This window comes from Methylorubrum salsuginis (assembly GCF_900114375.1).
Lineage (GTDB): Bacteria > Pseudomonadota > Alphaproteobacteria > Rhizobiales > Beijerinckiaceae > Methylobacterium > Methylobacterium salsuginis.
Genome location: NZ_FOSV01000009.1, coordinates 106,748 through 130,584 on the forward strand (window position 1 = coordinate 106,748; position 23,837 = coordinate 130,584).

Sequence of the window (23,837 nt, forward strand, 5' to 3'; positions counted from 1 at the left end):
CGAGTCCTTTGGCGGGCTCTCGGGGCAGAGCTCTGAGGATGGCTTCGCCGACCAGGGCTCTGTCCTGGACCCGCGAAAGGACGTAGTCCTTTCGAAACCAGGACTTACGATCAGGCTACGCGGAGCGTCACCTTGATCAGCCCCGGCTCGTCCGGCGCGGGGCGCTCCTCGAAGTCGAGATGGCGGCAGACCGCGCGCATGGCCTGATTCTCGGACAGCACGTCGCCCTCGACGAACCCGATGCCCTCGGCCCGCGCCCAGTCGATCATCATCCGCATCAGGGCGATGCCGAGCCCGGTGCCCTTGATGTCCGAGCGCACGAGGATCGCGAACTCGCCCCGGTCGTGGTTGGCATCGGCGTGCAGCCGCACCGCCCCGAGCATGCGCCGGGATTCGTCGGCGCCCTCCTCGGTCGCCACGAAGGCGACGGCGCGGGAATAGTCGAGCTGGGTCAGGCGGGCGAGGAAGGCGTGGCTAAAGTCGCGCACGGGCGCGAAGAAGCGCAGGCGCACGTCCTCCGGATCGACCTGCTCGAAGAAGGCGTGGAACATCCCCTCGTCCTCGGGGCGCACCGGGCGGACGAGGACGCGCCGGTCGCCCGCCACCATCCGCCGCTCCCACTCGGCCGGATAGGGCCGGATCGCGAAGCGCGGATGCCAGTTGCCGCGGCGTTGGCCGGCGCCGGTCTCGGCCTCGATCCGCACCCGCGCGTCGAGGGCGACGACGCCGTCGGCGTCGGCGAGCAGCGGGTTGATGTCGAGTTCGCGCACGGCCGGCAGGTCGGCGGCGAGCTGAGCGAGTTTGACGAGCGTGAGCGCGATGGCGCCGGTGTCGGCGGCCGGCACGTCGCGATAGGCCACGAGCCGGCGAGAGACGCGGGTGCGGCCGATCAGTTCCTCGGCCAGCGCGAGGTCGAGGGGCGGCAGGGACAAAGCCCGGTCGTCGATCACCTCGACCGCGGTGCCGCCCCGGCCGAACACCACGACGGGGCCGAAGACCGGGTCTTCGGCGAGCCCCGCGATCAGCTCCCGCGCCTGCGCCCGGCGCACGGTCGGCTGCACCGCGAAGCCCGCGATGCGCGCCTCCGGCTGCAGGCCTCGCACCCGCGCGATCATGGCATGGGCCGCCTCGCGCACGTCGGCCTCCGAGGTGAGGCCGAGGCGCACGCCGCCGACCTCGGACTTGTGCACCACGTCCGGCGAGACGAGCTTGAGCGCCACCGTGTGTCCGGCGGCGATCAGGGGCCACGCGGCGGCCGCCGCGCCGTCGGGATCGGGGGCGAGTGTGTTGGGCACCGAATCGATGCCGTAGGCGGCGAGCAGAGCGGCCACGGCGGCCGGATCGAGCCAGCTCCGGCCCTCGCTCAGCGCCTGCGCGACGACGGCACGGGCGGCGGCGATGTCGGGAGAGAAGTCGCGCGGCAGGGAATCCGGCGTGCGCATCAGGTCGTCCTGCGCCTCGCGGTAGCGCACGAGATGCAGGAACCCTTCGACCGCGTCGGCGTCGGTCGCGAAGAGCGGGATCTTGGCCCGTCCGTAGATCGCGCGGATTTCCTCGTCCTCGCCGATCGAGACCGCGAAGACCGGCTTGCGCCGTCCGGCGGCCCGGCCCATCGCCACCGTGTCGGTGACGGTCTTGGCGACCTCGTGGGAGCCGGCGCGGGCGGTCGGCACGTGGATCGCCAGCAGCGCGTCGCTGCCGCGGTCGGCGAGCAGGGGTTCGAGGGCGCGGGCGAAATCACGGGGCACCGCGTCGATGCCAAGATCGAGGGGGTTGGCGTGCGATCCGTGCCGCACCGGGGCGAGCTTCCCCAGGGTCTCGTCGGAGGGGGCACACAAGGCCCCGCCGCGGTCCGCCAAAGTATCGGCGGCGAGCGCCCCGATGCCGCGCCCGTTGGAGACGATCATCAGGCGCTTGCCGGGAAACGGCCGCTGGCGTCCGAGGGTCTCGACCGCCGAGAACATGGCGTCCAACCCGTCGACGGTGAGGATGCCGGCGCGGCGGAACGCGGCCTCGTAGACGGCGCCGGGCTTGGCGAGCGCACCCGTATGGGTCTTCGGCGCATGGTCCGGGCCGTCGTGGCGCCCCGTGCGCAGGACGACGACCGGCTTGGCGCGGGCGGCGGCCCGTGCCGCGCTCAGAAATTTCCGCGCATCCGCGACATGATGAAGGGACAGGATGATCGCGCGGGTCCGAAAGTCCTCGGCGAAGTGGTCGAGGCAGTCGGCCACGTCCACATCGGCCGAGCGGCCCAGCGTCATCACCGCCGAGAAGCCGACGCCGCGCCGGCCCGCCCATTCGGCGATGGCCGAGGCGACGGTGCCGGATTGCGAGATCAGCGCGAGGTCGCCGGGCGCCGGCGCGCGCGCCAGCAGTGTGGCGTTGAGGCCGTGCGCGGGCACGCTCAGGCCGACGCTGTCGGGCCCGATCAGGCGCAGGCCGTACCGCCGGGCGGAGGCGCGGGCGGCGGCCAGCGGGGCGGCCTCGCCGTGGCCGAGATGGGCCGAGAGCACCACCGCCGCCGCCGCGCCCACGCGCCCCGCCTCCTCGACGATGTCCGGCACCGCGAAGGGCGGCGTGGCGATCATCACGAGGTCGGGCGGCGCGGACAGGTCGGCGAGGCGGGGCACGCAGGGCAGGCCGTCGACGCTGGCCTCGCGGGGGTGGACCGGGACGACCTCGCCGGTGAAGCCGCCAGCCCGCAGGCCGTCGATGATCGCGCGCCCGACCGAGCCGGGGCGGTCGCCCGCCCCCACCACGGCGATGCGGCGGGGGGCGAGCAGGGCATCGAATCGGTAGGTGCTCATCGCGCGCCAGCCGTAGGGACGGTCGGCGAGGGGTTACACCATAAGGCGGCGTGAGGGCACCGGCGCAGCGGGCGTCGGCGGGCCGGAGCGATCAAGCCGCGCGGCGCGGCGCCAGCACGAAGGTCTCGTGGAGCCTGTACACTTTCGGCCAATGCTCGCGATCGGCCAGCGCGCGGGCCTCGGTGAGGGAAATTCCGCGGGCGTCGGCCAGGTCGGTCAGGCTCATCCATTCGTTTTGCATCGATACGCTCCCCTGAATATTTGTTATGGGGCAAAGCTATCCATCGCCGACCTAACGGGACCTGAACGGTGAGGTTCCCGTGGCCGGGGGGCTCCCACCACCGTTAACCGCGCGCAAAAGGACAAGTCCGTGGCCCCCTTCGCGACCCGCCAAGCCATCGTCGAGGCCATGCGCAGCCTGCTCTCCTCGGGCTTGAGCCAGGGCACCTCGGGCAACGTCTCGGTGCGCTGGGGCGAAGGCCTCCTCGTCACGCCCTCGGGCATCCCGGCCGAGCAGCTCAGCCCGGACGACCTCGTCGAGATGGACATGGACGGGGCCTACGACCATCCGCTCGCGCCCTCCTCCGAATGGCGCTTCCACCGCGACATCCTCGCGGCGCGGCCGGAGATCGGCGCCGTGGTGCATGCCCATCCCCCCTACGCCACCGCCTTCGCGATCTGTGGGCGGGACATCCCGGCGGTGCATTACATGATCGCTATGGCGGGTGGCCCGAACATCCGCTGCGCCCCCTACGCGCCCTACGGCACGCAGGCCCTGTCCGAGCACGCGCTGCGAGCCCTCGACCGGCGCAGCGCCTGCCTTCTGGCCAATCACGGCATGATCGCCACCGGGCCGAACCTCGCCAAGGCGCTCTGGCTCGCCGTCGAGGTCGAGGCCCTTTGCCGCCAATACGCGCTCGCGCTGCAGATCGGCACGCCGGTCGTCCTGTCGGATGCGGAGGTCGCCGAGACGGTCGAACGGTTCAAGTCCTACGGGCCGCGGGACAAGGCCGGCCACTGAGGCGGCGCGGTCCCGTCCCCCACTCGCATGCGAGCCCTCCGCTGCCGTCGCGGCCCGAAGAGGCAGGGGCGGCGATTGACAAAGCCTAAGCCTTTGACCCGCAAGGGCCTCGTTTAGCGGCGATGGACTATGCCGAATGGCCGATCTAGTTGTCCTTTCGCAACTGCGTGAAATCCAGCTTGCGAATTGCCCAATCGACGGCTAATCCTCGGCCGATCACACAGTGACTTCGTCTCCGTCAACGGCCGCGTCGTCCTGATGACGCCGGACGATTTTGGCGTTCGCGCGCTTGAGAAGGGAATTGTTGAGGATGTCATTGGAGGACGGCCCCAGCGACGATTACGTGTCGCTCACCGTCGACATCGTGTCGGCTTTCGTTGCGCACAATTCCCTCGCTTCGGGCGAGCTTCCCGGGCTGATCGTGGCGGTCCACGAGACGCTGGCCGCCCTCGCCGGCGGTTCGGCCGAGCCGGAAGCGCCGCCGCTGACGCCCGCGGTCCCGGTCAAGCGCTCGATCCAGCCGGATTTCCTGATCTGCCTGGAGGACGGAAAGAAGTTCAAGTCGCTCAAGCGCCATCTGCGCACGCGCTACAACCTCTCGCCCGACGAATATCGCGCCCGCTGGAACCTGCCGGACGACTATCCCATGGTCGCGCCGAACTACGCCCAGACCCGCTCGGAACTGGCACGGACGATGGGGCTCGGCCAGCAGCGCCGCAAATGGCCGGCCAAGACCCCACCCGCCGGCGAGGGCTGAGGCGCAGGCCTTGTCCACAGGCGATCCGGTGGCGTCCCGCCCCGGCCGCCCGATCCGTTAGAGGTCGGGCAACGCTTCGAACCGAACAGTCGCGGCTCCTGCCGGGCCGCGTGCCCGGCTCCCGTCAGGAGCCCCGATGTCCGGCCGCTCGCCCACCGCCATCCGCCTGTTCTGGACGATGGTCGCCGGTTCCTCGGCCGGCTTCTGGTACGGCGCACCCGCTTTCGCCGCCACGGGGGCGGCCTGCCTCGCGATCCTGATCCATCGCCTCGACCGGCCGCGGCGCTTCCGCGCCCTCGTCCGCCGAGTGTGCCGGCGGCACGCCGAGACCCTGGCCCTGCGGCGGCGCCAGGAGCGCTTCATCGACGCCTACGGCAACACCATCGAGGACGGCTGGCTGCGCGAGCGCGACTACTTCATCGAGCGCACCGTGATGCCGCGGATCGAGGCACGCTTCGCCGATTACGCCGAGACGCGCTTCGAGGAGATGGCGGCCATCGTCGAGCGGGTCGCCCGCCGCCACGCCCTGCCGGAGGCCGACGAGAGCCCGGAGGACGGCATCGCCTACGAGCGCTTCTGCGCCCAGTTGCTGCAGCAGGCCGGCTGGCGGGCCCGGCCGACGCAGGCGAGCGGCGACCAGGGCTGCGATGTGGTCGCCGAGCGCGACGGATTTCGCCTCGTGGTCCAGTGTAAGCGCTACGGACGCCCCGTGGGCAACGCCGCGGTGCAGGAGGCGGCCGCCGCCGCCCTGCACTGGTCGGCCGACATGGCCGCCGTCGTCTCGAATGCCGGGTTCACGCCCGCCGCGCGCAAGCTCGCCGGCACCACCGGCGTGTGGCTCCTCCACCACGATGCGCTGGCCGAGCTCGAACCCCCGCGGGAGGTCGGGCGCCGGCTGCTGCCGGCCGGCGGGCGCTGATCGCCCCGGTCCGGTTCGGTTAACACCCCCTTAAACCCGCCGCATTTAGGCTGCGGAAACGACGACGGAACCGCTCCGCCGAAAGGGGGAGGTCCGCCCACCCTGAACGGAAGCGGGGATGCGATCTCCTCAGGATCGCCCGCCCCACGCATGGATCGCATGGCGAAGACAGGCGGACGCAAACCCCGCAGCGAACCGAGCTTCGACATCCCGGAAGGGAGCGATCCTGCGCGCCTCGACGTGCGCCTGTCGCGCGGCGACCGCACCGGCGGTGGCACGCGCCAGGGCAGCGCCAAGGCCGCGGCCCCGCGCGCGACCGCGCGACGCAAAAGCTCGGGCGGCGGCGGAAAGCCGCCGCGGCGGCGCCGCTCCTGGCTCGGCCGGATCGTCCACGGCGTGGTCGTGCTCGGCATCTGGGGCGTGATCGCACTGGCCGGCCTCATCGCCTACCACGCCTCGCAACTGCCGCCGATCGATCAGCTGGCGGTGCCGAAGCGCCCGCCCAACATCGCGATCCTGGCAAGCGACGGCAGCTTGCTCGCCAACCGCGGCGAGACCGGCGGTCGCGTCGTCTCAATCAAGGAATTGCCGCCCTACCTGCCGCGCGCCTTCGTGGCGATCGAGGACCGGCGCTTCTACGACCATTTCGGCGTCGATCCGGTCGGCATCGCCCGCGCCATCACCCAGAACCTGACCCGGCGCGGACTGGCGCAGGGCGGCTCGACGCTGACGCAGCAGCTCGCCAAAAACCTGTTCCTCACACCCGAGCGCTCGGCCTCGCGAAAAATCCAGGAGGCGATCCTGGCCCTGTGGCTGGAGCACAAATACACCAAGGACGAGATTCTCGAACTCTACCTCAACCGGGTCTATTTCGGCGCCGGCGCCTACGGCGTCGAGGCGGCCGCCCAGCGGTATTTCGGCAAGCCCGCCAAGAACGTGACGTTGGCCGAGGCCGCCATGCTCGGCGGCCTGGTCCAGGCGCCCTCGCGGCTCGCGCCGAACCGCAACCTCAAGGCCGCGCAGGCGCGGGCCGCCCATGTGCTCGCCGCCATGGAGGAACTGGGCTTCGCCAAGGCCCCCGACGTGAAGGTGGCGCTGGCCCAGCCCGCGCGCCCCGCCTCCACCCGCGGCGGCGGCTCGTCGAACTACGTCGCCGACCTCGTGATGGACGTGCTCGACGACTTCCTGCCGAAGTTCGACGACGACATCGTCGTCTCCACCACCGTCGATGCGGGCTTGCAGGCCACCGGCGAGCGCGCGCTCACCGACGAACTCAACGCCAAGGGCGCCCGCTACAACGTCGCGCAAGGGGCGCTCGTCTCGATGCGGCCCGACGGAGCGATCCGCGCCCTGATCGGCGGGCGCGACTACGCGCAGAGCCAGTTCAACCGCGCGACCACCGCCAAGCGCCAGCCGGGCTCCTCGTTCAAGCCGTTCGTCTATCTCGCCGCGGTCGAGAAGGGCCTGACCCCCGACACGGTGCGCGACGACGCGCCGATCCGCATCGGCAACTGGGCGCCTGAGAACTACTCGCACAGCTACAGCGGCGCGGTGACGCTCCGCGAGGCGCTGGCGCAGTCGCTCAACACGGTGGCGGTGCGGCTCGGCCAGGAGGTCGGCCCCAAGGCGGTGGTGCAGACGGCCCAGCGGCTGGGCATCTCCTCGCCGCTCCAGGCCAACGGCTCGATCGCGCTCGGCACCTCCGAGGTGACGCCGCTGGAGATGGTCGGCGCCTATTGCGCCTTCGCCAACGGCGGCACCGGGGTGATCCCCTACGTCATCGCCAGCATCAAGTCGGCGAGCGGCAAGGTGCTGTACAAGCGGGGCGAGGGCGGGCTCGGCCGCGTCATCGATCCGAACGCCGTCGGCATGATGAACGCCATGATGCACGACGTCTTCACCATGGGCACGGCCCGAAAGGCCGACATCCCCGGCTGGGAACTCGCGGGCAAGACCGGCACCAGCCAGGATTTCCGCGATGCGTGGTTCATCGGCTATTCGGGGACGCTCGTGACCGGAATCTGGCTCGGCAACGACGACGGCGAGCCGACCAAGAAGGCGTCGGGCGGCAGCCTGCCCGCCGAGATCTGGAAGACCTACATGACGGTCGCCCTCAAGGCCGACAAGCCGGTCGGCCTGCCCGGCATCAACCGCTGGCGGGCCCGGCCGCAGGTCGCGAATGCGGGTGAGCGCGAGGGCCCCGGCGGGTTGATCGGCGCACTCATCGGCGGCGAGCCCGACCGCACGGCCTCCGTGCCGCCTCCGCCGCGCGCCGTGCCGAGCGGACGCGGCCAGGGGCCGAGTCAGGATGACCGCAACTTCCTCGAGAAGCTGTTCGGGGTCGGCGAGTAATCGCGGCTTCTGCCGGATTATCCCGAAGCCTGACGGGATTTCCTCCCGCTGGTGCCGGGCGTCGCACCGGCATGGCCGCGTGCCACATTCGCGCCATGTTGCGGGCATGAGCCTTGGATGGCACGGGTGGCCGCGCCGCCCGTCGCGAGAGAAGGAGCCTCCGTGTCCTCCCCCCTGCCCGACCGCAGCCGCCGCGGCCTTCAGGCCCGCGCGTGCCGGCCGGGCGTGCCCCCCGCCGGACGCCGGAGCCGCGCCTGATGCTGCCGCACCATCGCTGGTTCTGGTTCCTGATCCTGCTCGCCACCGGCGGGGCGGGCCTGCTCTACAACGTGATCTTCGCGGGCGGCGCGAGCCCGGCGGCGGGCTTCACCTACGGCCTCTGCGTCGGCATCGCCGCGCTCGCCTTCGACCGCGGCGTGCTGCTCGCCGGGCTCCAGGCCCGCATCCGCCAACTGCCCGCCGGCTTCTACGTGGTGGCGGCTGAGCTCTCCTACGTGGCCATGATCGTGGCCGGCAACGCGCTCGGCGGCCTCGTCGTCTGGCTGCTCGGCCTCACCACCGATCCGCTGCTGGAGGCGGTGCGGACCACCCCACGCGTGCTGGCCTACGCGCTCGCGGTCTCGGCCCTGCTCGTCTTCGTGATCCGCATGCGCGATCTCATCGGCGGCGAGGTCTTCATCAACTTCCTCGTCGGGCGCTATCACCGCCCGGTGGAGGAGGAGCGCGTCTTCCTGTTCCTCGATGTCGTCGGCTCCACCGCCTTTGCCGAGACCCACGGCGACCTGCGGGCGCAGGAATATCTCAGCGCCGTCTTCGCGACGCTCGCCGAGCCGGTGCGCCGGTTCCACGGCTCGGTCGACGACTATATCGGCGACCTCGCCATGATCACGTGGCCGATGGAGCGCGGGCTGAAGGACGCCCGCTGCGTCGCCTGCCTGTTCGCCGTGCGCGACCGGATCGAGGCCGACGCCGCCGCCTGGGAGGCGCGCTTCGGCACCGTGCCGCGTCTGCGCGCCGGCCTGCATGGCGGCCCGGTGGTGACGGCGGAAGTGGGCGTGGATCGGCACAAGATCGCCTATTTCGGCGACGCGGTGAACGTCGTGGCGCGGGTCGAGTCGCTGTGTCGCCCGCTCGGCGTCGACACCCTGATCTCCGAGGATCTCCTCACCCGCCTGCCGCATCTGCCCAAGGGCATCACCGCCCGGGGGCTCGGCAGCCATGCCCTGCGGGGGCGCGGTCGTCGCCTGTCGGTCGCGACGCTCGAACGGGTGGCAGAGCTGCCCAATCCGGAGGCACGCCCCCTGGCTCGTCCGCGCGAAGCCGCCGGCTGACGCTCACGCCCCAGGCAGATCGCCCCTCCGGGGCGCAGCTGCCTGCGAAAGCGGCCGTCTGGCGCGCGGCTTGCGTTCCGGTCCCGTGTCACGCGACAGCGAGAAACACGGAACCCCATGAAGCGCGAAGACCTGACCGAGAAGCTGCTCGACATCAAGCGCGAGAAGGGCTGGACCTGGAAGTACATCCAGGACGAGATCGGCGGCATCTCGCCGATCCTGATCACCGCCGCCTGCATGGGCCAGATGAAGCTGCCCAAGGCCCAGGCCGCCAAGGCCGCGGAATTGTTCGGCCTGTCGAAGGCCGAGGAGCGGATGCTCAACGAGGCACCCTATCGCGGCTCGATCCCGCAGATGCCGCCCACCGATCCGCTGATCTACCGCTTTTACGAGCTGGTGATGGTCTACGGCACGACGTGGAAGGAGCTGATCCAGGAAGAATTCGGCGACGGCATCATGTCGGCGATCGACTTCAACATGACCATGGAGCGCGAGCCCAACAACAAGGGCGACCGGGTGAAGATGAATCTGTCCGGAAAGTTCCTACCGTACAAGTACTATGGCAACGACGAGGGCGTGCCGGAATACGGCTTCAAGGAGCCGTAGCGCGAATCCGGGTTGATCGCGCCCCTTTACGCGTCCCCTCTCCCCGCCGCTCCGGGAGAGGGGGAGCCGATGGAGTCCGGAGCGCGACGCGCAACACCGTGACGCCAGCCGCTTCGAACGGTGGCGCCCGCCCTACCACTCCCACTCGGCGCCGACCCCCACCGCCGTGCGGCCGTCGCTGCCGGCCTCGCCGTTGAGCTTGATCCGGCGGGTGACGTCGTAATTGATCGTGGCGGCCGTGTCGGCGGGCTTGGCGCCGGCCTTCACGCCGACGCTGATGCGGTCGTTGATGTAGCGCGAGGCGCCGACCGCCGGGCCGCCGCTGGCGCCGGTCGAGACGTCGAGGCTGTCGAGCCCCAGCCCCTTGCGGGCCGCTTCGAACACGTCCGGTCCCCCGGCCCCGCCGGAGAGCTGCGCCACGGCCTGTGCGAGTTGCAGCGCCTGGAACGGCGAGAGGCCGCCGGCCGCCTTCTTGAACAGGATGCGCGAGAGCACCTCGTCCTGCGGCAGGCTCGGATCGGAGGAGAGCGCGAAGACCGGCTGCGCCGCCGGGCCGGTCACGGCCACACGCGCCGTCACGTCGCCGGCCTTGGTCTCGGCGACGAAGTCGAGATCGGGCTGGGCGAGGTCGCCGGCAAAGGCGATGCGCCCCCGGGTGAAGTCGAGGCGCTGGCCGACGAGGCTGAGGCGCCCGCGCCGCATCTCGAAATCGCCGTTGGCGCGGGGATCGCGCGAGGAGCCGGTGACGCGCAGTTCTCCGCCGAGTTCGGCATCGATGCCGCGCCCGCGCACGAAGATGCGGTTCGGGGCACTCACCAGCACGTCGAGGCTGGCATCAAAAGGTGCTGCGGCCTTCTTGCGGCCGGCGGCCGCGATCTGCGCCTTGCGCTCGCCGCGCTTGGCCAGCCGCTCGCGGATCTCGGGGGTGGTGTTGACGTGGCGGATGCCGGGCAGCGGCTGCACGGTGGCGGGCAGCCGGTCGGGCACCGACACGTCGATCGAGACGACATCGACCCGGCCCGAAATCCTGGGCGTGCGGGCGAGCGGGCCGGAGAGCGCGAGGTTGAGGCTCGTCACCGCGGTCATCAGCGGACTCGACACGAGTTCGGCCCGGTCCGCCGTGATCTTGAGTGCGCCGGGGAAGCCGGAAGCCGGCTCGACGGCGACGCGGCCGTCGATGGCGAGGCGTCCGCCGTTGCGGGTCGCGGCGGTGAGGCGCTCGATCTGGATGGCGTCGCCGCGGCCGGTGATGCGGCCCTGGATGTCGGTCAGGCGGATGCCGTTGAGCGGATCGGTGAGGCTGCCGCCCGACAACGTCGCCGCGCCCTCGACCCGCGGCGCCGCCAGCGTGCCGGTGACGCCGGCGTCCAGCGCGACGCGACCGGCCACGCGCTGGCCGCCCGTGCTGAGGAGCGAGTTGGCGAGCGCCGCGTCGAGAGTGCCGCGGGCCTTCAGGTTGAGCGGGCCGCCGGGCGCGACGGGGATCGCGCCGGTGACGGTGACGTCCGCGCCGCGGCCGGCGGAGACGCGCCCGTCGAGGGTGGCGGCGCCGTCGGCGAGCGTGCCGCTCGCCCGCGCATCGATCGGCGGCAGGCCGGCCTTGCGGGTCTCCGGCGTCACCAGCTTGGCGACGTTGAGCGCGTAGCGGCCCTCGGGTCGCGCGGCGGTGCCGCGGATATCCGCCTCGCCCTCGACCGTGCCGGAGAGCGCGAGGCTGGGGGACGCGATGCGGGCGAGCGCCAGCGGCAGGGTGCGGATGCCGACCTTCAGATCGAGCTCCTGGCCCGCGCGGCCCTGGACGCTGACCCGGCCGGACCCGGCGGCGATGACCAGGTTCTCGATCAGCGCCGAGCCGTCGTCGAGGGTGATCGCGGCGGGGCCGGCGAGCGCGAGGCGATCGCTGCCGCGCTGGGCCGAGAACCGGGCGATCTCGACGCGGGTGCGCTCCGCCGGGACTAGCCGGGCGGCGCCGTCGAGGTTGAACCCGCGGGCCTGCGCCGTGAGCACGAGGTCGCTCGCCTGGGCCGTGCCGGTCGCGGTCAGCCGCACGGTGTCGATGGTCTGGCCCGCGGCGACGATGCGGTCGAGGCTCGCCCGCCCGTCGAGGGCGGGATGGGCGCGCAGATCGCGGCCCTTGAGGTCGGCATCGAGCTTGTTCAGACCGAGCGTGTCGTAGCGGAGGTTCGCGCCCGTCGCTCGGATCGCGGCGTCCTGCCGTCCGCCCTCGCGGGACAGGGTCACCGCCGCGTCGAGGCTGCCGCCCATGCGGCCGAGCGCCAGCGCCGAGAGGTCGGCGAGGTCGCCGGCCCGGACCGTCAGGCTGCCCTCCCCCAGCAGGGTCTTGGCATCGACCACGGCACGGCCGTCGATGGCCACCGAGCCCAGCGCGAAGGCGAGGCGGTCGAGGGCGTAGTCGGTCTTGTTTGGCCGGGCGACATGCGCGTCGGCTTTGAGTGCCTTGCCGGCCACGTCGCCGGTGAGCCGCATGGTGCCGTCCAGCGCCCCGGTCAGGTCGGTGAGCGTCGCGTCGAGGCGCAGATCCTGGATCGGCTTGCCGTCGGCCCGCGCCGTGGGGGCGCGAAGGGCGGCGGTGAGGTCGGGCTTGCGCAGCGATCCCGTGAGCTTGGCGTCGGCGCTCGCGGCGCCGGTCAGCCGCGCGTCGAGGGCGGAGAGGTCCTTGAGGTCGAGGCGCGCCGTCACGTCGGCGCTGCGGGCGGTCGCCTGGCCCTGCAAGGTCGCGACGAGTTCGGCGCCCTCGAACAGCAGGCGGTCGAAGCCGTAGCCGTCATAGGTCTGGAACACCCGGCCCTTCAGCGAGGGCGTCCGGCCGACGAGGCGGTCGACCACGTCCTGTCCCAGCACCATCCCGCCGCCGCGCAGATCGAGGTCGGCGGCGACCGCCTTGCGGGCGGGGTCGCCGCTCAAGATCGCCTTGGCGTCGAGATGGCCGGCCAGATCGCGGCCGGTGACGCCGGAGAAGGCGCCGAGATCGGCGAGGGCGGCCTGGAGCGTGCCGGCGAGCGTGTTCTGGCCGACCTTGCCGACGTAGGAAACGCGGGCGGTGTCGGCGTCGAGCGTGAGGCCGGCGACATCGATCACGCCATCGGAGCCGGCCTCGGCCCGCAAGGTCAGTTTTGCCCGCTCGCCGATCGCCCGGCGGAGCGCCGGGTCGGCGAGCGACAGGCCCTCGACGCGGCCGTCGGCGCTGATGGCGAAGCGGCGCGCCTTGTCGGTCCCGGTCGGCTCGACCGAGAGCAGGGCCTCGACGCGGTCGAGGGTGGATTCCCTGGTCCGCAGGCCCGCGGCCTTGAGGGCGCCCTTCACCTGCGGGGCGGTGAGCGGACCCTTGAGGCTGCCGTCGAAGACCAGCGTTTCGATTTCGCTCTCGGCGGCCTTGGTCTTGCCGCCCTCGGTCGGAACCGCGCGGGCCTCGATGCGGAAATCGGCGTTTTTGTCCGCGCTCAGCGTACCGCCGAGGCCGAGGCGGGCGGTGCGCGAGGTCAGGTCGAGCCGGTCGATGCGGAAGGCGCCGGAATCGGCGAACGCCAGCCCGCCGTCGAGCTTGGTCGTGCCCGAAAAGATCGCGGCGAGCGGGCCCGGCACGAGGCCTTCGATCCGCGAGGCGAGATCGAGGGTCAGGCGCCGGTCGCTGCCGATGCGCGACAGCCGGGCGCCACCCTTGGCGCCGATCTCCGGGCCGGCGTCGAAATCGAGCCGGGCGTTGAAGGAATCCAGCGTGCCGCGGCCTTCGAGGTCGAATTGGATCGGCGGCGTGCCGGGGAGGTTGGCGGCCTTCGACAGGAGCCCGCCCTCGGGCTCGGTCAGCGCGGCCTTCACTTCCAGCTTCTCGCCTTTCGGCACGAACAGCAGCTTGGCGTCGAACAGCCCGGCGGCGTCGAGACGCCGGGCCGTCACCGCGAGGTCGAGCCCTTCCGACGGGTTGCCGAGCTTGGCCTTGCCATCCGCCGACAGCCGGGCCGGCTGGCCGGCGATGGTCTCGCCGAGGATGAGTTCCGCGAGCCGGAACGCCTTGATCTCGACCTTGACCGGGAGGTCGGGCAGCAGCGAGCCGTCCGGCGGCTCGGCCTCGACCGGGGCGATTCCGGGGATCGGCTTGCGCAGCACTTCGAGCCGGCCGAGTTCCAGGCTGTCGATTTCGAGCCGGCCCGACAGCAGGGCGAGGCGGCGCCACGCGAGGCGGGCGCGGTCGAGCTTCAGCCAGGGGCCCTCGCTGTCGCTGATGACGACGTCGCGGATGGTGGCGTCGGACGAGAGCGCACCGTCGACCGCGCCGATGGAGACCTGCGAGGAATCGCTGGACAGCGCCTTTGAGAGGATGCCGCCCAGGACGGTTTTTTCGCCGTCGGCGGCGCGGGTGAGATCGGTCGGAACGAGGGCGGCGGCGAGGAGCAGGACCAGCACGAACAGTGCCGCGAGAACCCCTCTCCCGCCTCGCATCCGCGAGGCACCCTCCCCCGCGGAGGGGGGAGGGTTGGCGCCGCGCCGGCTGCGAAAAAATCCCATTCAGAAGGCCTGTCCGAGACTGATGTACAGGGCGACCGGGCGCTCGTGGTATCCCTTGATCCGGTCGAGCGGGAAGGCGACGTCCACGCGGATCGGGCCGATGCCGGTATAGTAGCGCAGGCCCAGACCCACCGCCTTGCGGATACGCTCATCGAAATCCGGCAGGGTCGAGGCGAAGGCGGTGCCGGCGTCGAAGAACGGCACGATGCCGATGGTGTCGGTGACCTTGATGCGCGCTTCAATGGACGCTTCGAGCAGGCTGCGCCCGCCGATCGGCAGATTGAACGGACCGCGCGGTCCCAGCGTGCGGAACGCGAAGCCGCGCACCGAGCCGCCGCCGCCCGCGAAGAAGCGGAAATTGTCCGGGATCTCGTCGAGCCGCGCTCCGGAGACCGAGCCGAAGCCGAGGCGGCCGGCGAGCACGTAATTCGCGTCCTCGTCCAGTGCGTAATAGGTCGAGCCCTGCGCTTTCGCGACGAAGATGCCGGGGTCCGAGCCGAGGAAGCCCGGATAGGGCGCGGCCGAGGCCTGAAAGCGGAAGCCCTGCGTCGGGTCGAGCAGGTTGTCGGTCGAATCGTAGGTGACCGAGACCGGTACGCCGATCAGCCGGTACTTCACCGTGCCGAGCGCGTCCTGCGAGCGGCCGATCTGCCCGTCGAGGCCGACCTGGGCCGAGAAGGTGTCGGAGAAGCGGTGGCGGACGGCGACCGAGGCGCCGGCGGCATCGACGAAGTAGCTCTGCTGCACCTCGCGGGTGACGAAGGCGTTGGCCAGCAGATCGTTGCGGGTGCCCCACAGCGCCGGCTTCACGAAGGTCGCCGACAGGCGCCCGCCGAGGCCCGTGGTGTCGATGCCGGCGGCCTTGCGCTGCTGCGCGAACGGATCGTAGCCAAGGCCGAGATAGTAGATGTCGGCGTCGAGCCGGAGCGTCTCCAGGCCGCCGAACAGGTTGCGGTTCGCGTAATAGGCGCGGATGCCCGGCCCATCGACGGTGGAGTAGCGGGCCGAGACGCCGATGAGGTTGCGCTCGCGCTCGCTCACCTCGACGAAGATCGGCAGGTTGCCCTGCGCGTCCAGGCTCTCACCCTCGCGCACGCGCACCGCGCCGAGCCCCTCGATGCGGGCGACCGAGCGGCGGATGTCGGCGACCGCCTTGGGCGAGTACGGATCGCCCGGCTCGGTGTAGATGAACGAGCGGATGACGGCCGGGTCGATCCCCTCGGACGCCTTCACGGCGACCTCGCCCAGGCCCGCCTTGGGGCCGGGATCGATGGTGAAGGTCACGTCCATGACGTGGGCGGCATCGTCCACCACCGGATCGCGGGAGACCGCCTTGGCGAAGGGATGGCCCAGCGCCCGGAAGCGATCGACGATCTTCGCCTCGCGGGCCAGCACGGTCGCCGAGCGGGCCGGCACGTCGTCGCCGGGGCGAACGAACCGCTCCGGCAGCGTGTCCTCCGGGAACGGCCGACCCCGCGGATCGAGGGCGCGCACGGAGCGGACGGTGTAGGCGGGGCCGAGATCGACGGCGATCTTCACCGGCACCAGGGCGCGGGCGCGCGAGCCTTCCGCCGCGCGGGCCGCGGCCGGAAGCGAGGCCTCGCCGGTGACCGGCACGCCGTCCACCCGGATCGAGACGGTGCCCTGATAATAGCCGTAGCCCGAGAGCACGTCGGTCAGGCGGCGCAGGTCCGCCTCGGCGCGGCGCACCAGCCCCTCGCCGTCCGGCGGGGCCTCCTGGCGCAGGCGGTAGAGGGTCGAGGTGTCCTGCAGCGCGGTCAGGACGTCGGAATCGTCGGTGCCGGTGATGCGGATGCTGTAGGGCAGCGCGGCCTGCGTCGGGGCGGGCGGCGCTTCTTCCGATCCGAACAGGCCGAACAGGTCGAAGGCGGCCGCCGGCTGCGGCAGACCCGCGGCCAGCGCCGTCGAGAGAAACACGCCACCGATCACGGGCGAACGCAGTGGGCGATTCTTCCGGACGGTCATTCGATAAGGCGGGTCCGTCTCTTCCGGCGGGGCCGATGCCTCGCGAGAAAAGCATCGTTCGGTAAACTACCCGTCGATGACCGCCGCGGCTACCCGGCCACGCTTGGGACGCCTCAAGACATGGTGATGACCGGAACGCCGCCCTCCGCCTTCGCGCGCCCACCCTTGCGCGGGGGGGCCTACTCGTCGTCCTCCACCAGCTTGATCTGCGCTGGGAGCGGGAGCGTGATCGTGCAGCGCAGACCGTCGGGCGTGTAGGCGAGGTCGGTCTCGGCCTTCAGTTCGTAGCGCAGGCTGCGCTCCAGCACCTCGGTGCCGAAGCCGCGATGCGATGGCTCGGGCGGCAGGTTTTCCAGGCCGGTCTCGGTCCAGACGAAGGTGAACGCCCCGCCGGCGGCGGGCGGCACCACCGACCACGTCACCGCGATGCGGCCGTGCGGCACCATCAGGGCGCCGTGTTCGAGGGCGTTGACGGTCAATTCGTGGATCGCCAGCGCGATGATCTCGGCGGCGCCCGGGCGCAGGCGCAGGTTCGGCCCGGAAATCGCGACCTGATCGCCCTCGCGGGCGAGATGGGCGAGCAACTCGTCGGCGATGAGCGCATGCAGGGCCACCCCCTCCGGTACGCTGCGCATCAGCGCGCTGAGCACGCGGGCGATGGCGTCGAGCCGTCCGTCGAGATGGGCGGCGTAGGTCTCGACGCTGTCGGCGGTCTCGGCGGAGCGCCGGATGATGGCGCGCAGCATCGCGAGCGTGTTGCGGACCTGATGGCGTTGCTCGGCGGGCAGCCCCTTCTCGTCGAGGAAGCGGCGCAGCCGCCTGTTCTCGGCCTCGAGTTCCGCGATGCGCGGGTCTTGATTGTCCTGGGTCATCGCCGTGCCATCCACCTCGCCCGCATGTGGCTGGCCCTCCGCCTCTGGCTCAATGGGCGCCGACTGCCGATACGGCAGAATCACGCTCATAGTGCAGGTAAGAAGGATCAAACAGGGAGGCGGACTGCAAGGCGGCGAAATCGGGAATCGTCAGCTGGCGTCCGCGCAGACGGATCAGGCCGGCGGCGCGCAGCTCCTTCAAGGTGCGGTTGATATGCACCGTCGAGAGGCCCATCGCGTCGCCGAGATCGGCCTGGGTGATCGGGAACTCGCAACTTGTCCCGTTGGTCAGGCCGACCGCCGCAAGGCGCATGAACAGCTCGCAGAACAGGTGCCCGAGCCGTTCCGTGGCGAGGCGCTGCCCAAGGCTGACGGTCCATTCCCGCTGGATCGCCGCCGAGACCAGCATCTCCCACCACAGCGCTTCTTCCAGCTTGCGGCTCTCGGCGGTGATCTCGCGGATCGAGGTCTCCGACACCTCGGCGATGAGGCAGGAGGTGAGCGTACCGAGCGAGTGATCCATGTTCTTCAGGACGAAGACGTGGGGATCGCACATGTCGCCGGGCAGGAAGATCGAGATCACCTGACGTCGCCCGTCCTCGAGCTGCTTGTAGCGGCAGGCCCAGCCTTCGAGGATCAGGTTGACGTGGCGCGGCCGCTCGCCGTCGCGGACCACATCCTCGCGCGGGCCCAGCCTTCGGGCGTTCTGGATCACGCGGTCGAGGGCGCCCCGCTCCTCGGCGGAGAGGCGGACGAAGTTCTCCAGCTTGCGTACGAGAGGGTTGACCACGACTCTTCCTTACGAATTCGCGGCAACCTAACCGTCCTTGCAGGCCCGGAAATTCAACAAAGTTACATCCTGCACGACGGCGCAGCCCTTAAGAACGCGCAACAGCCCGCCTGCGCCCCAGGGCTTTCCTGTGGCGCAGCGGCGCAGTCCGATCATACCGGTATGTGCTGGGTTTGGTGGGGGAAGTAGGACTCGAACCTACGAAGCTTACGCAGCGGATTTACAGTCCGCCCCCTTTGCCGCTCGGGACATTCCCCCAAACCGCTGTCACCGCGGGCCAGAGGCTGGCGCTCCGCGGCGGGCGTCGTCCTTATGGTGAGGCTGCGGGCGGGTGTCAACACAGTTCGGAGGGATCGCTCGGTTTGTTCTCGGCTTCAGGCGCCGCCCCCGCGGCGTCGGCTGCCGCGCCGCCGTCGCGGGGGCAACCGGCGATGCGTCGGGATCATCGCCGATTGGCATCAGTCGCAGGGCGCGAGATCGCAGATGCGCAACTGCGCCCGCTCGGCCCCGCGCCAACGGTCGCAGGAGAGCGTGCCGGCGGCGTGGAAGGTGCGGCCGATGCCACCGAGCAGCGTCGTGCCGACGGGCCCCTGCGCCGCCCGGAAGGCGATGGCGCCGAGCGTCTGGCCGTCGCCGCTGGCGAAGCGGGCGCGGACATGACCGTTGCCGACGATGCCGGCATCGACGAGGCGATGACGCGGCAACGCCATCACCGGCTCGGGCGCCCCCTGCCCGAACGGACCGGCGCGCTGGATCAGCCGCACGAGTTCGGCGGTGGCGCCGCCCGCGCTCACCGTGCCGTCGATGAGAAGCGCCTCCGCCGCGCGGGCCTGGGCGACCGACTCGGACAGGGCGCGGTCGAGCCCCTGACCGAAGGCATCGAGCCCGCCCGCGGCGAGCGTCACGCCCGCCGCCATGGCGTGGCCGCCGCCCTTGATCGCCAGCCCATCCTCGACCGCGGCGCGCACCGCCGCCCCGAGATCGGCGCCCGCCACGGAGCGGCCGGAGCCGACCGCGGTGCCGTCGGGCTTGACCGCGAAGGCGAAGGCCGGGCGGCCGAAGCGTTCCTTGAGCCGGGCGGCGATCAGCCCGACGATGCCCGGATGCCACTCGGGCGAGGCGGCGACCAGCACCGGCCGGTCGGGATCGGCCATCAGGCGGCGGTCCATCTCGGCTTCGGCTTCCGCCACGGCGACGGCCTCGATCGCCTGCCGCTCGCGGTTGAGCCGGTCGAGTTCAGCGGCGATGCCGCGTGCCTCGATCGCGTCCGTCGTGGTGAGGAGGCGCGCGCCGAGGCCGGCATCGCCGATGCGCCCACCCGCATTGATGCGGGGGCCGAGCAGGAAGCCGAGATGCCAGGATTCCGGCGGCTCGCCGAGGCCCGCCGCGTCGAGGAGCGCGGCCAGACCCGGCCGACCGCGCGCCCGCATCACCGCCAGCCCCTGGACCACGAAGGCGCGGTTCAAGCCCTTCAGCGGCACCACGTCGGCGACGGTGGCGAGCGCCACGAGATCGAGGGAATCGGTGAGCCGTGGGCCCTCGCCGGTCCCGAAAGCGCCCTCCCCCCGCAGCCGCCGGGCGAGCGCGACCAGCGTCATGAAGACGACGCCCGCCGCACAGAGATGGCCGAGGCCGGATAAATCGTCGAGGCGGTTGGGGTTCACCAGGGCGCGGGCGGGGGGCAGTTCCTCCGGGGCGCCGTGATGGTCGAGGACGATGACGTCGAGGCCGAGCGCGGCGGCCGCGGCCAGGGGTTCGTGGCCGGCGGTGCCGCAATCGACGCAGACGAGGAGTTTGGCGCCCTCCTCCGCCAGCGCGGTCACGGCGGCGACGTTCGGGCCGTAGCCCTCGGTGATCCGGTCCGGGATGTGGATGCGCACCGGCACGTCGAGCGCCCGCAGGTACTCGGCGAGCAGCGCCGCGCTCGCGGCGCCGTCCACATCGTAATCGCCGAAGATCGCCACCGGCTCACGCCTCCGCACGGCGTGGGCGAGGCGCTCCACCGCCGCCTCCATGGCGACGAGCACGGACGGGTCCGGCATCAGGTCGCGCAGGCGTGGCGCGAGATAGGCTTCCGCCTCCGCCGGCCGCACGCCGCGCCCGGCCAGCACGCGGGCGAGCAGGTCCGGCAGGCCGTAGCCTTGCGTCATCGCCGTGGCGAAGGCCTGGAGGCCGGGATCGGCGCAACGCTCGCGCCAGGGCCGCCCCAGCACGGAGGCCTCGACGCCGAGGATGGTTTTTTCGGACTGGATGAGGGCTGCGGCGGACACGGGCGGCAACATACCCGCTTCGCCGGCTTCTGGCTGCGCCCTTGAAACGACAGCGGGGCGGGCGATCGATCGCCCGCCCCGCTGCTCATCCGTCGGCTGTCGCTCAGAGGTTCTTGAGGATCGAGTCCACGACCTTCTTGGCGTCGCCGAACAGCATCATGGTGTTGTCGCGGAAGAACACCTCGTTCTCCACGCCCGCGTAGCCCGAGCCCATGCCGCGCTTGATGAAGAGCACGGTCTTGGCCTTCTCCACGTCGAGGATCGGCATGCCGTAGATGGCGGACGACTTGTCGGTCTTGGCGGCCGGGTTGGTGACGTCGTTGGCGCCGATCACGAAGGCGACGTCCGCCTGCGGGAACTCGCCGTTGATGTCCTCCAGCTCGAACACCTCGTCGTAGGGGACGTTGGCTTCGGCCAAGAGCACGTTCATGTGGCCCGGCATGCGGCCCGCGACCGGGTGGATCGCGTATTTCACGTCCACGCCTTCCTTCTTCAGCAGGTCGGCCATCTCGCGCAAGCTATGCTGCGCCTGGGCGACCGCCATGCCGTAGCCGGGGACGATGATGACCTTCTCGGCGTTCTTCATGATGTAGGCCGCGTCGTCCGCCGAGCCCTGCTTGACGGGGCGCGTCTCGACCTGGCCCGAGCCGGCCGCGGCGGTGTCGCCGCCGAAGCCGCCGAGGATGACCGAGATGAACGAGCGGTTCATCGCGTGGCACATGATGTAGGACAGGATCGCGCCCGACGAGCCGACCAGCGAGCCGGTGATGATGAGCGCGAGGTTGCCCAGCGTGAAGCCGATGCCGGCCGCGGCCCAGCCCGAGTAGGAGTTGAGCATCGACACGACGACGGGCATGTCGGCGCCGCCGATCGGAATGATGATCAGGCCGCCGAGGACCAGCGACACGATCACGATCAGCCAGAACACCGCCTTCGATTCGGTGCCGATGAAGATCGCCAGCAGAACGACGAGGAAGATCGCCGTCGCGAGGTTGATGGCGTGCCGGGCCGGCAGCAGGATCGGCTTGCCGGACATGCGCCCGTCGAGCTTGGCGAAGGCGATGACCGAACCCGTGAAGGTGATCGCGCCGATGGCGACGCCCAGCCCCATCTCGAACAGCGACTGCTTGTGGAAGTGGCCGTTCTCGATGATGCCGAAGGCCTGGGGCGCGTAGAGCGCACCGGCCGCCACCGCGACCGCGGCGAGGCCGACCAGCGAGTGGAAGGCCGCGACCAGCTGCGGCATCGCCGTCATGGGAACGCGCTTGGCGATCACTGCGCCGGCGCCGCCGCCGATGCCGAGGGCGAGGAGCACGAGGAACCACGCGCCGATGCCGGCGGGCGGATGCCCGATCAGCGTGGTGAGGATGGCGATCGCCATGCCCACCATGCCGTAGGTGTTGCCCTGGCGGGCGGTCGTCGGGTGCGAGAGCCCCCGCAGCGCCATGATGAACAGGACGCCGGCGACGATGTAGAGAAGGGAAGAGACGTTTTCCGACATCGCCTCAGACCTTCTTCTTGTACATGCCGAGCATGCGCTGCGTGACGAGGAAGCCGCCGAAGATGTTCACGGAGGCGAGGACGATACCGATGAAGCCGAAGAAGCGGGCCCAACCGGTGCCCTTCTCGACGAGGGGGACGCCGACCGCGAGCAGCGCGCCGACGATGATGACCGAGGAGATCGCGTTGGTGACCGACATCAGCGGCGTGTGCAGCGCCGGGGTCACCGACCAGACGACGTAGTAGCCGACGAAGATCGCCAGCACGAAGATCGCGAGGCGGAACACGGTGGGATCGACCGCGCCGTGGGTGGCCGCCGCCACGCCGTGCCCGAGGGCGTCGGCGATGGACTGGGCCTGGACGGCGTTCTGCTGGGCGATTTCGGCCGCGGTCTTCGCGGCGGCCGCAGCGGCCTGGGCCTGTTCTGCGGCGGAGAGGGGTACGTTGGCCATGTCTCAGGATCCTCCGCGAGCGGTCAGGCTTTGGGCTGGAAGTTCGGGTGAACCACCTGACCGTCGCGGGTGAGGTTGGTCGCCTTGACGAGCTCGTCGTCCCACTTGACCGCGAGCGACTTCGACTCCTTGTCGATCAGGGTTTCGACGAAGGCGTAGAGGTTGCGGGCGTAGAGGGCGGAGGCGGTGGCCGCGAGGCGGCCGGGCACGTTGGTGTGGCCGACGATCTTCACGCCGTTGCCGACGGTGACGATCTCGCCGGCCTTGGCACCCGCGACGTTGCCGCCGCGCTCGACCGCGAGGTCGACGAGCACCGAGCCGGGCTTCATCGAGGCGACCATCTCCTCGGAGACGAGCTTCGGCGCCGGCCGGCCGGGGATCAGGGCCGTGGTGATGACGATGTCTTGCTTGGCGATGTGGCCCTTGACCAGCTCCGCCTGCTTCTTCTGGTACTCCGCCGACATCTCCTTGGCGTAGCCGCCGGAGGTCTCGGCCGACTTGAACTCCTCGTCCTCGACGGCGACGAACTTCGCGCCGAGCGATTCGACCTGTTCCTTGGTGGCCGGGCGCACGTCGGTTGCCGTCACGACGGCGCCGAGGCGCCGGGCGGTGGCGATGGCCTGGAGGCCGGCGACGCCGACGCCCATGATGAAGATGCGCGCGGCCGGGACGGTGCCGGCGGCGGTCATCATCATCGGCAGGGAGCGGCCGTACTCGGCGGCGCCGTCGATGACGGCGCGGTAGCCCGCGAGGTTGGCCTGAGAGGACAGGACGTCCATGACCTGGGCGCGGGTGATGCGGGGCATCAACTCCATGGCGAAGGCGTTCACGCCTGCATCGGCCATGGCCTTCAGCGCGTCCTCATGGCCGTAGGGGTCCATGATGGCGACGACGGTGGCGCCTTTGCCGATCTTGCCGAGCTCTTCGGCATTCGGGCGACGCACCTTGAGGACGAGATCGGCGCCGGACAGGGCCTCCTCGGCCGACCCGGCGATCTTGGCGCCGGCCGCCTCGTATTCCGAATCGGGCACGCCGGCATTCGCGCCGGCCCCCGATTGGACCACGACCTCGCCGCCCAGGCCGACGAATTTCTTAACCGTTTCAGGGACGGAGGCGACCCGCGGTTCCGCGGGATCCGCCTCCGTCAACACGGAGATGCGCATTCGGTTTGCTCCCGTTCTTACAGCCGCCCATTCGGCGTGCCGGTATCCGAGCTATGTGTATGGCTCAATTGTCACGCAAAGGCCGGCCCCCGTTCGGACCGACCCTTGTTCGCAGGCGCTCAGCTCAGAAAGAGGATGGCGGCGAGGACGACGAAAAGGCCGGCCTGTGCCTTCCAGCCGATGGCCGGAACGAAGGCGCCGAGCGCGGCGAGGCCCCAGGAGACGAGGACGCCGATGATCGCGGTGATCCAGGCCTCGTGCACGCCGCCGATGGCCAGCGCCAGCACCCAGCAGAGAACCGTGACGGTGCCGATCTCGACGAAGCGGATGAAGCCGCGATAGGTCTGCTCGTGGGTCTTCTCGTCCATCGCCGGGCTGTAATTCAGGCCCGAGAGGGTCTTCGTGTCCGCCATTTTGCGCGCCCGTTCCCTGACTTCGTTTTGCTTGTCACGCGCGGATTTAGCGCAAGGCCAAGCGGGGAGCAATC

The 23,837-nt window shown here is 71.0% G+C and carries 17 protein-coding genes and 1 tRNA gene; 6 read left to right on the forward strand and 12 right to left on the reverse strand.

All coding sequences use genetic code 11. From position 1 onward, the window contains the following. Positions 1-110: 110 nt before the first annotated feature. Both BM140_RS12605 and BM140_RS26585 read right to left on the reverse strand, forming a co-directional pair. A complete protein-coding gene (locus BM140_RS12605; RefSeq protein WP_091946417.1) occupies positions 111-2,807 on the reverse strand; it encodes a bifunctional acetate--CoA ligase family protein/GNAT family N-acetyltransferase in 2,697 nt (898 codons plus the stop codon). A gap of 91 nt (positions 2,808-2,898) precedes the next feature. Next, a complete protein-coding gene (locus BM140_RS26585; protein ID WP_280142590.1) occupies positions 2,899-3,033 on the reverse strand; it encodes a hypothetical protein in 135 nt (44 codons plus the stop codon). 144 nt (positions 3,034-3,177) lie between these two features. Between BM140_RS26585 and BM140_RS12610 the strand changes: the two genes are divergently transcribed. The 6 genes from BM140_RS12610 to cynS all read left to right on the forward strand — a co-directional run bounded on the left by BM140_RS12610 (position 3,178) and on the right by cynS (position 9,793). After that, complete coding sequence (locus tag BM140_RS12610; RefSeq protein WP_091946419.1) at positions 3,178-3,828, forward strand: class II aldolase/adducin family protein; 651 nt, start codon at positions 3,178-3,180, stop codon at positions 3,826-3,828. A 310-nt stretch (positions 3,829-4,138) separates the two neighbouring features. Further along, on the forward strand, positions 4,139-4,585 hold the full coding sequence (locus tag BM140_RS12615; protein ID WP_091946421.1) for a Ros/MucR family transcriptional regulator: 447 nt from the start codon (positions 4,139-4,141) through the stop codon (positions 4,583-4,585). A gap of 136 nt (positions 4,586-4,721) precedes the next feature. Beyond that, positions 4,722-5,504, forward strand: coding sequence for a restriction endonuclease (locus BM140_RS12620; RefSeq protein ID WP_091946424.1), 783 nt, complete (start codon positions 4,722-4,724; stop codon positions 5,502-5,504). A 159-nt stretch (positions 5,505-5,663) separates the two neighbouring features. Then, positions 5,664-7,856, forward strand: coding sequence for a transglycosylase domain-containing protein (locus BM140_RS12625; RefSeq protein ID WP_091946608.1), 2,193 nt, complete (start codon positions 5,664-5,666; stop codon positions 7,854-7,856). 257 nt (positions 7,857-8,113) lie between these two features. Continuing rightward, entirely contained in the window at positions 8,114-9,187 is a 1,074-nt protein-coding gene (locus BM140_RS12630) for an adenylate/guanylate cyclase domain-containing protein (RefSeq protein WP_091946427.1), read from the forward strand. Between the two features lie 117 nt (positions 9,188-9,304). Next, entirely contained in the window at positions 9,305-9,793 is a 489-nt protein-coding gene (gene cynS / locus BM140_RS12635; RefSeq protein WP_091946430.1) for a cyanase, read from the forward strand. Positions 9,794-9,925: 132 nt separating this feature from the next. Here cynS and BM140_RS12640 read toward each other — a convergent pair whose 3' ends face one another. The 10 genes from BM140_RS12640 to BM140_RS12685 all read right to left on the reverse strand — a co-directional run bounded on the left by BM140_RS12640 (position 9,926) and on the right by BM140_RS12685 (position 23,763). Continuing rightward, the gene (locus BM140_RS12640; RefSeq protein WP_244535412.1) at positions 9,926-14,251 is read right to left on the reverse strand and encodes a translocation/assembly module TamB domain-containing protein; all 4,326 of its coding nucleotides are present in this window, start codon (positions 14,249-14,251) and stop codon (positions 9,926-9,928) included. Between the two features lie 66 nt (positions 14,252-14,317). Continuing rightward, positions 14,318-16,303 carry an autotransporter assembly complex protein TamA gene (locus tag BM140_RS12645; protein WP_091946436.1) on the reverse strand — a complete coding sequence of 662 codons (1,986 nt, stop codon included), beginning with the start codon at positions 16,301-16,303 and terminating at the stop codon, positions 14,318-14,320. Between the two features lie 179 nt (positions 16,304-16,482). After that, entirely contained in the window at positions 16,483-17,175 is a 693-nt protein-coding gene (locus tag BM140_RS12650) for a sensor histidine kinase (protein ID WP_091946439.1), read from the reverse strand. A gap of 49 nt (positions 17,176-17,224) precedes the next feature. Beyond that, complete coding sequence (locus BM140_RS12655; protein ID WP_091946442.1) at positions 17,225-17,965, reverse strand: Crp/Fnr family transcriptional regulator; 741 nt, start codon at positions 17,963-17,965, stop codon at positions 17,225-17,227. 174 nt (positions 17,966-18,139) lie between these two features. Next, positions 18,140-18,223: transfer RNA gene (locus BM140_RS12660), tRNA-Tyr, on the reverse strand. 200 nt (positions 18,224-18,423) lie between these two features. Then, a complete protein-coding gene (gene recJ, locus BM140_RS12665) occupies positions 18,424-20,247 on the reverse strand; it encodes a single-stranded-DNA-specific exonuclease RecJ (protein ID WP_091946445.1) in 1,824 nt (607 codons plus the stop codon). Positions 20,248-20,338: 91 nt separating this feature from the next. Continuing rightward, positions 20,339-21,736: an NAD(P)(+) transhydrogenase (Re/Si-specific) subunit beta gene (locus BM140_RS12670; protein WP_091946448.1), complete on the reverse strand. Its 1,398-nt coding sequence runs from the start codon at positions 21,734-21,736 to the stop codon at positions 20,339-20,341. 4 nt (positions 21,737-21,740) lie between these two features. After that, the gene (locus BM140_RS12675; protein ID WP_091946451.1) at positions 21,741-22,187 is read right to left on the reverse strand and encodes a proton-translocating transhydrogenase family protein; all 447 of its coding nucleotides are present in this window, start codon (positions 22,185-22,187) and stop codon (positions 21,741-21,743) included. Between the two features lie 23 nt (positions 22,188-22,210). Beyond that, positions 22,211-23,350, reverse strand: a complete 1,140-nt coding sequence (locus BM140_RS12680) for a Re/Si-specific NAD(P)(+) transhydrogenase subunit alpha (protein WP_091946454.1) — start codon at positions 23,348-23,350, stop codon at positions 22,211-22,213. Between the two features lie 119 nt (positions 23,351-23,469). Beyond that, the gene (locus tag BM140_RS12685) at positions 23,470-23,763 is read right to left on the reverse strand and encodes an aa3-type cytochrome c oxidase subunit IV (protein ID WP_091946458.1); all 294 of its coding nucleotides are present in this window, start codon (positions 23,761-23,763) and stop codon (positions 23,470-23,472) included. Positions 23,764-23,837: the final 74 nt, after the last annotated feature.

What these genes read in the sequence shown, in the direction of transcription:
- BM140_RS12640 (WP_244535412.1), bottom strand. Translation starts at nt 14,251, where the DNA reads ATGCGAGGCGGGAGAGGGGTTCTCGCGGCACTGTTCGTGCTGGTCCTG.
- BM140_RS12630 (WP_091946427.1), top strand. Translation starts at nt 8,114, where the DNA reads ATGCTGCCGCACCATCGCTGGTTCTGGTTCCTGATCCTGCTCGCCACC.
- BM140_RS12685 (WP_091946458.1), bottom strand. Translation starts at nt 23,763, where the DNA reads ATGGCGGACACGAAGACCCTCTCGGGCCTGAATTACAGCCCGGCGATG.
- BM140_RS12615 (WP_091946421.1), top strand. Translation starts at nt 4,139, where the DNA reads ATGTCATTGGAGGACGGCCCCAGCGACGATTACGTGTCGCTCACCGTC.
- BM140_RS12645 (WP_091946436.1), bottom strand. Translation starts at nt 16,303, where the DNA reads ATGACCGTCCGGAAGAATCGCCCACTGCGTTCGCCCGTGATCGGTGGC.
- BM140_RS12670 (WP_091946448.1), bottom strand. Translation starts at nt 21,736, where the DNA reads ATGTCGGAAAACGTCTCTTCCCTTCTCTACATCGTCGCCGGCGTCCTG.
- BM140_RS12605 (WP_091946417.1), bottom strand. Translation starts at nt 2,807, where the DNA reads ATGAGCACCTACCGATTCGATGCCCTGCTCGCCCCCCGCCGCATCGCC.
- BM140_RS12650 (WP_091946439.1), bottom strand. Translation starts at nt 17,175, where the DNA reads ATGACCCAGGACAATCAAGACCCGCGCATCGCGGAACTCGAGGCCGAG.
- BM140_RS12675 (WP_091946451.1), bottom strand. Translation starts at nt 22,187, where the DNA reads ATGGCCAACGTACCCCTCTCCGCCGCAGAACAGGCCCAGGCCGCTGCG.
- recJ (WP_091946445.1), bottom strand. Translation starts at nt 20,247, where the DNA reads ATGTTGCCGCCCGTGTCCGCCGCAGCCCTCATCCAGTCCGAAAAAACC.
- BM140_RS12680 (WP_091946454.1), bottom strand. Translation starts at nt 23,350, where the DNA reads ATGCGCATCTCCGTGTTGACGGAGGCGGATCCCGCGGAACCGCGGGTC.
- BM140_RS26585 (WP_280142590.1), bottom strand. Translation starts at nt 3,033, where the DNA reads ATGAGCCTGACCGACCTGGCCGACGCCCGCGGAATTTCCCTCACCGAG.
- BM140_RS12620 (WP_091946424.1), top strand. Translation starts at nt 4,722, where the DNA reads ATGTCCGGCCGCTCGCCCACCGCCATCCGCCTGTTCTGGACGATGGTC.
- BM140_RS12625 (WP_091946608.1), top strand. Translation starts at nt 5,664, where the DNA reads ATGGCGAAGACAGGCGGACGCAAACCCCGCAGCGAACCGAGCTTCGAC.
- cynS (WP_091946430.1), top strand. Translation starts at nt 9,305, where the DNA reads ATGAAGCGCGAAGACCTGACCGAGAAGCTGCTCGACATCAAGCGCGAG.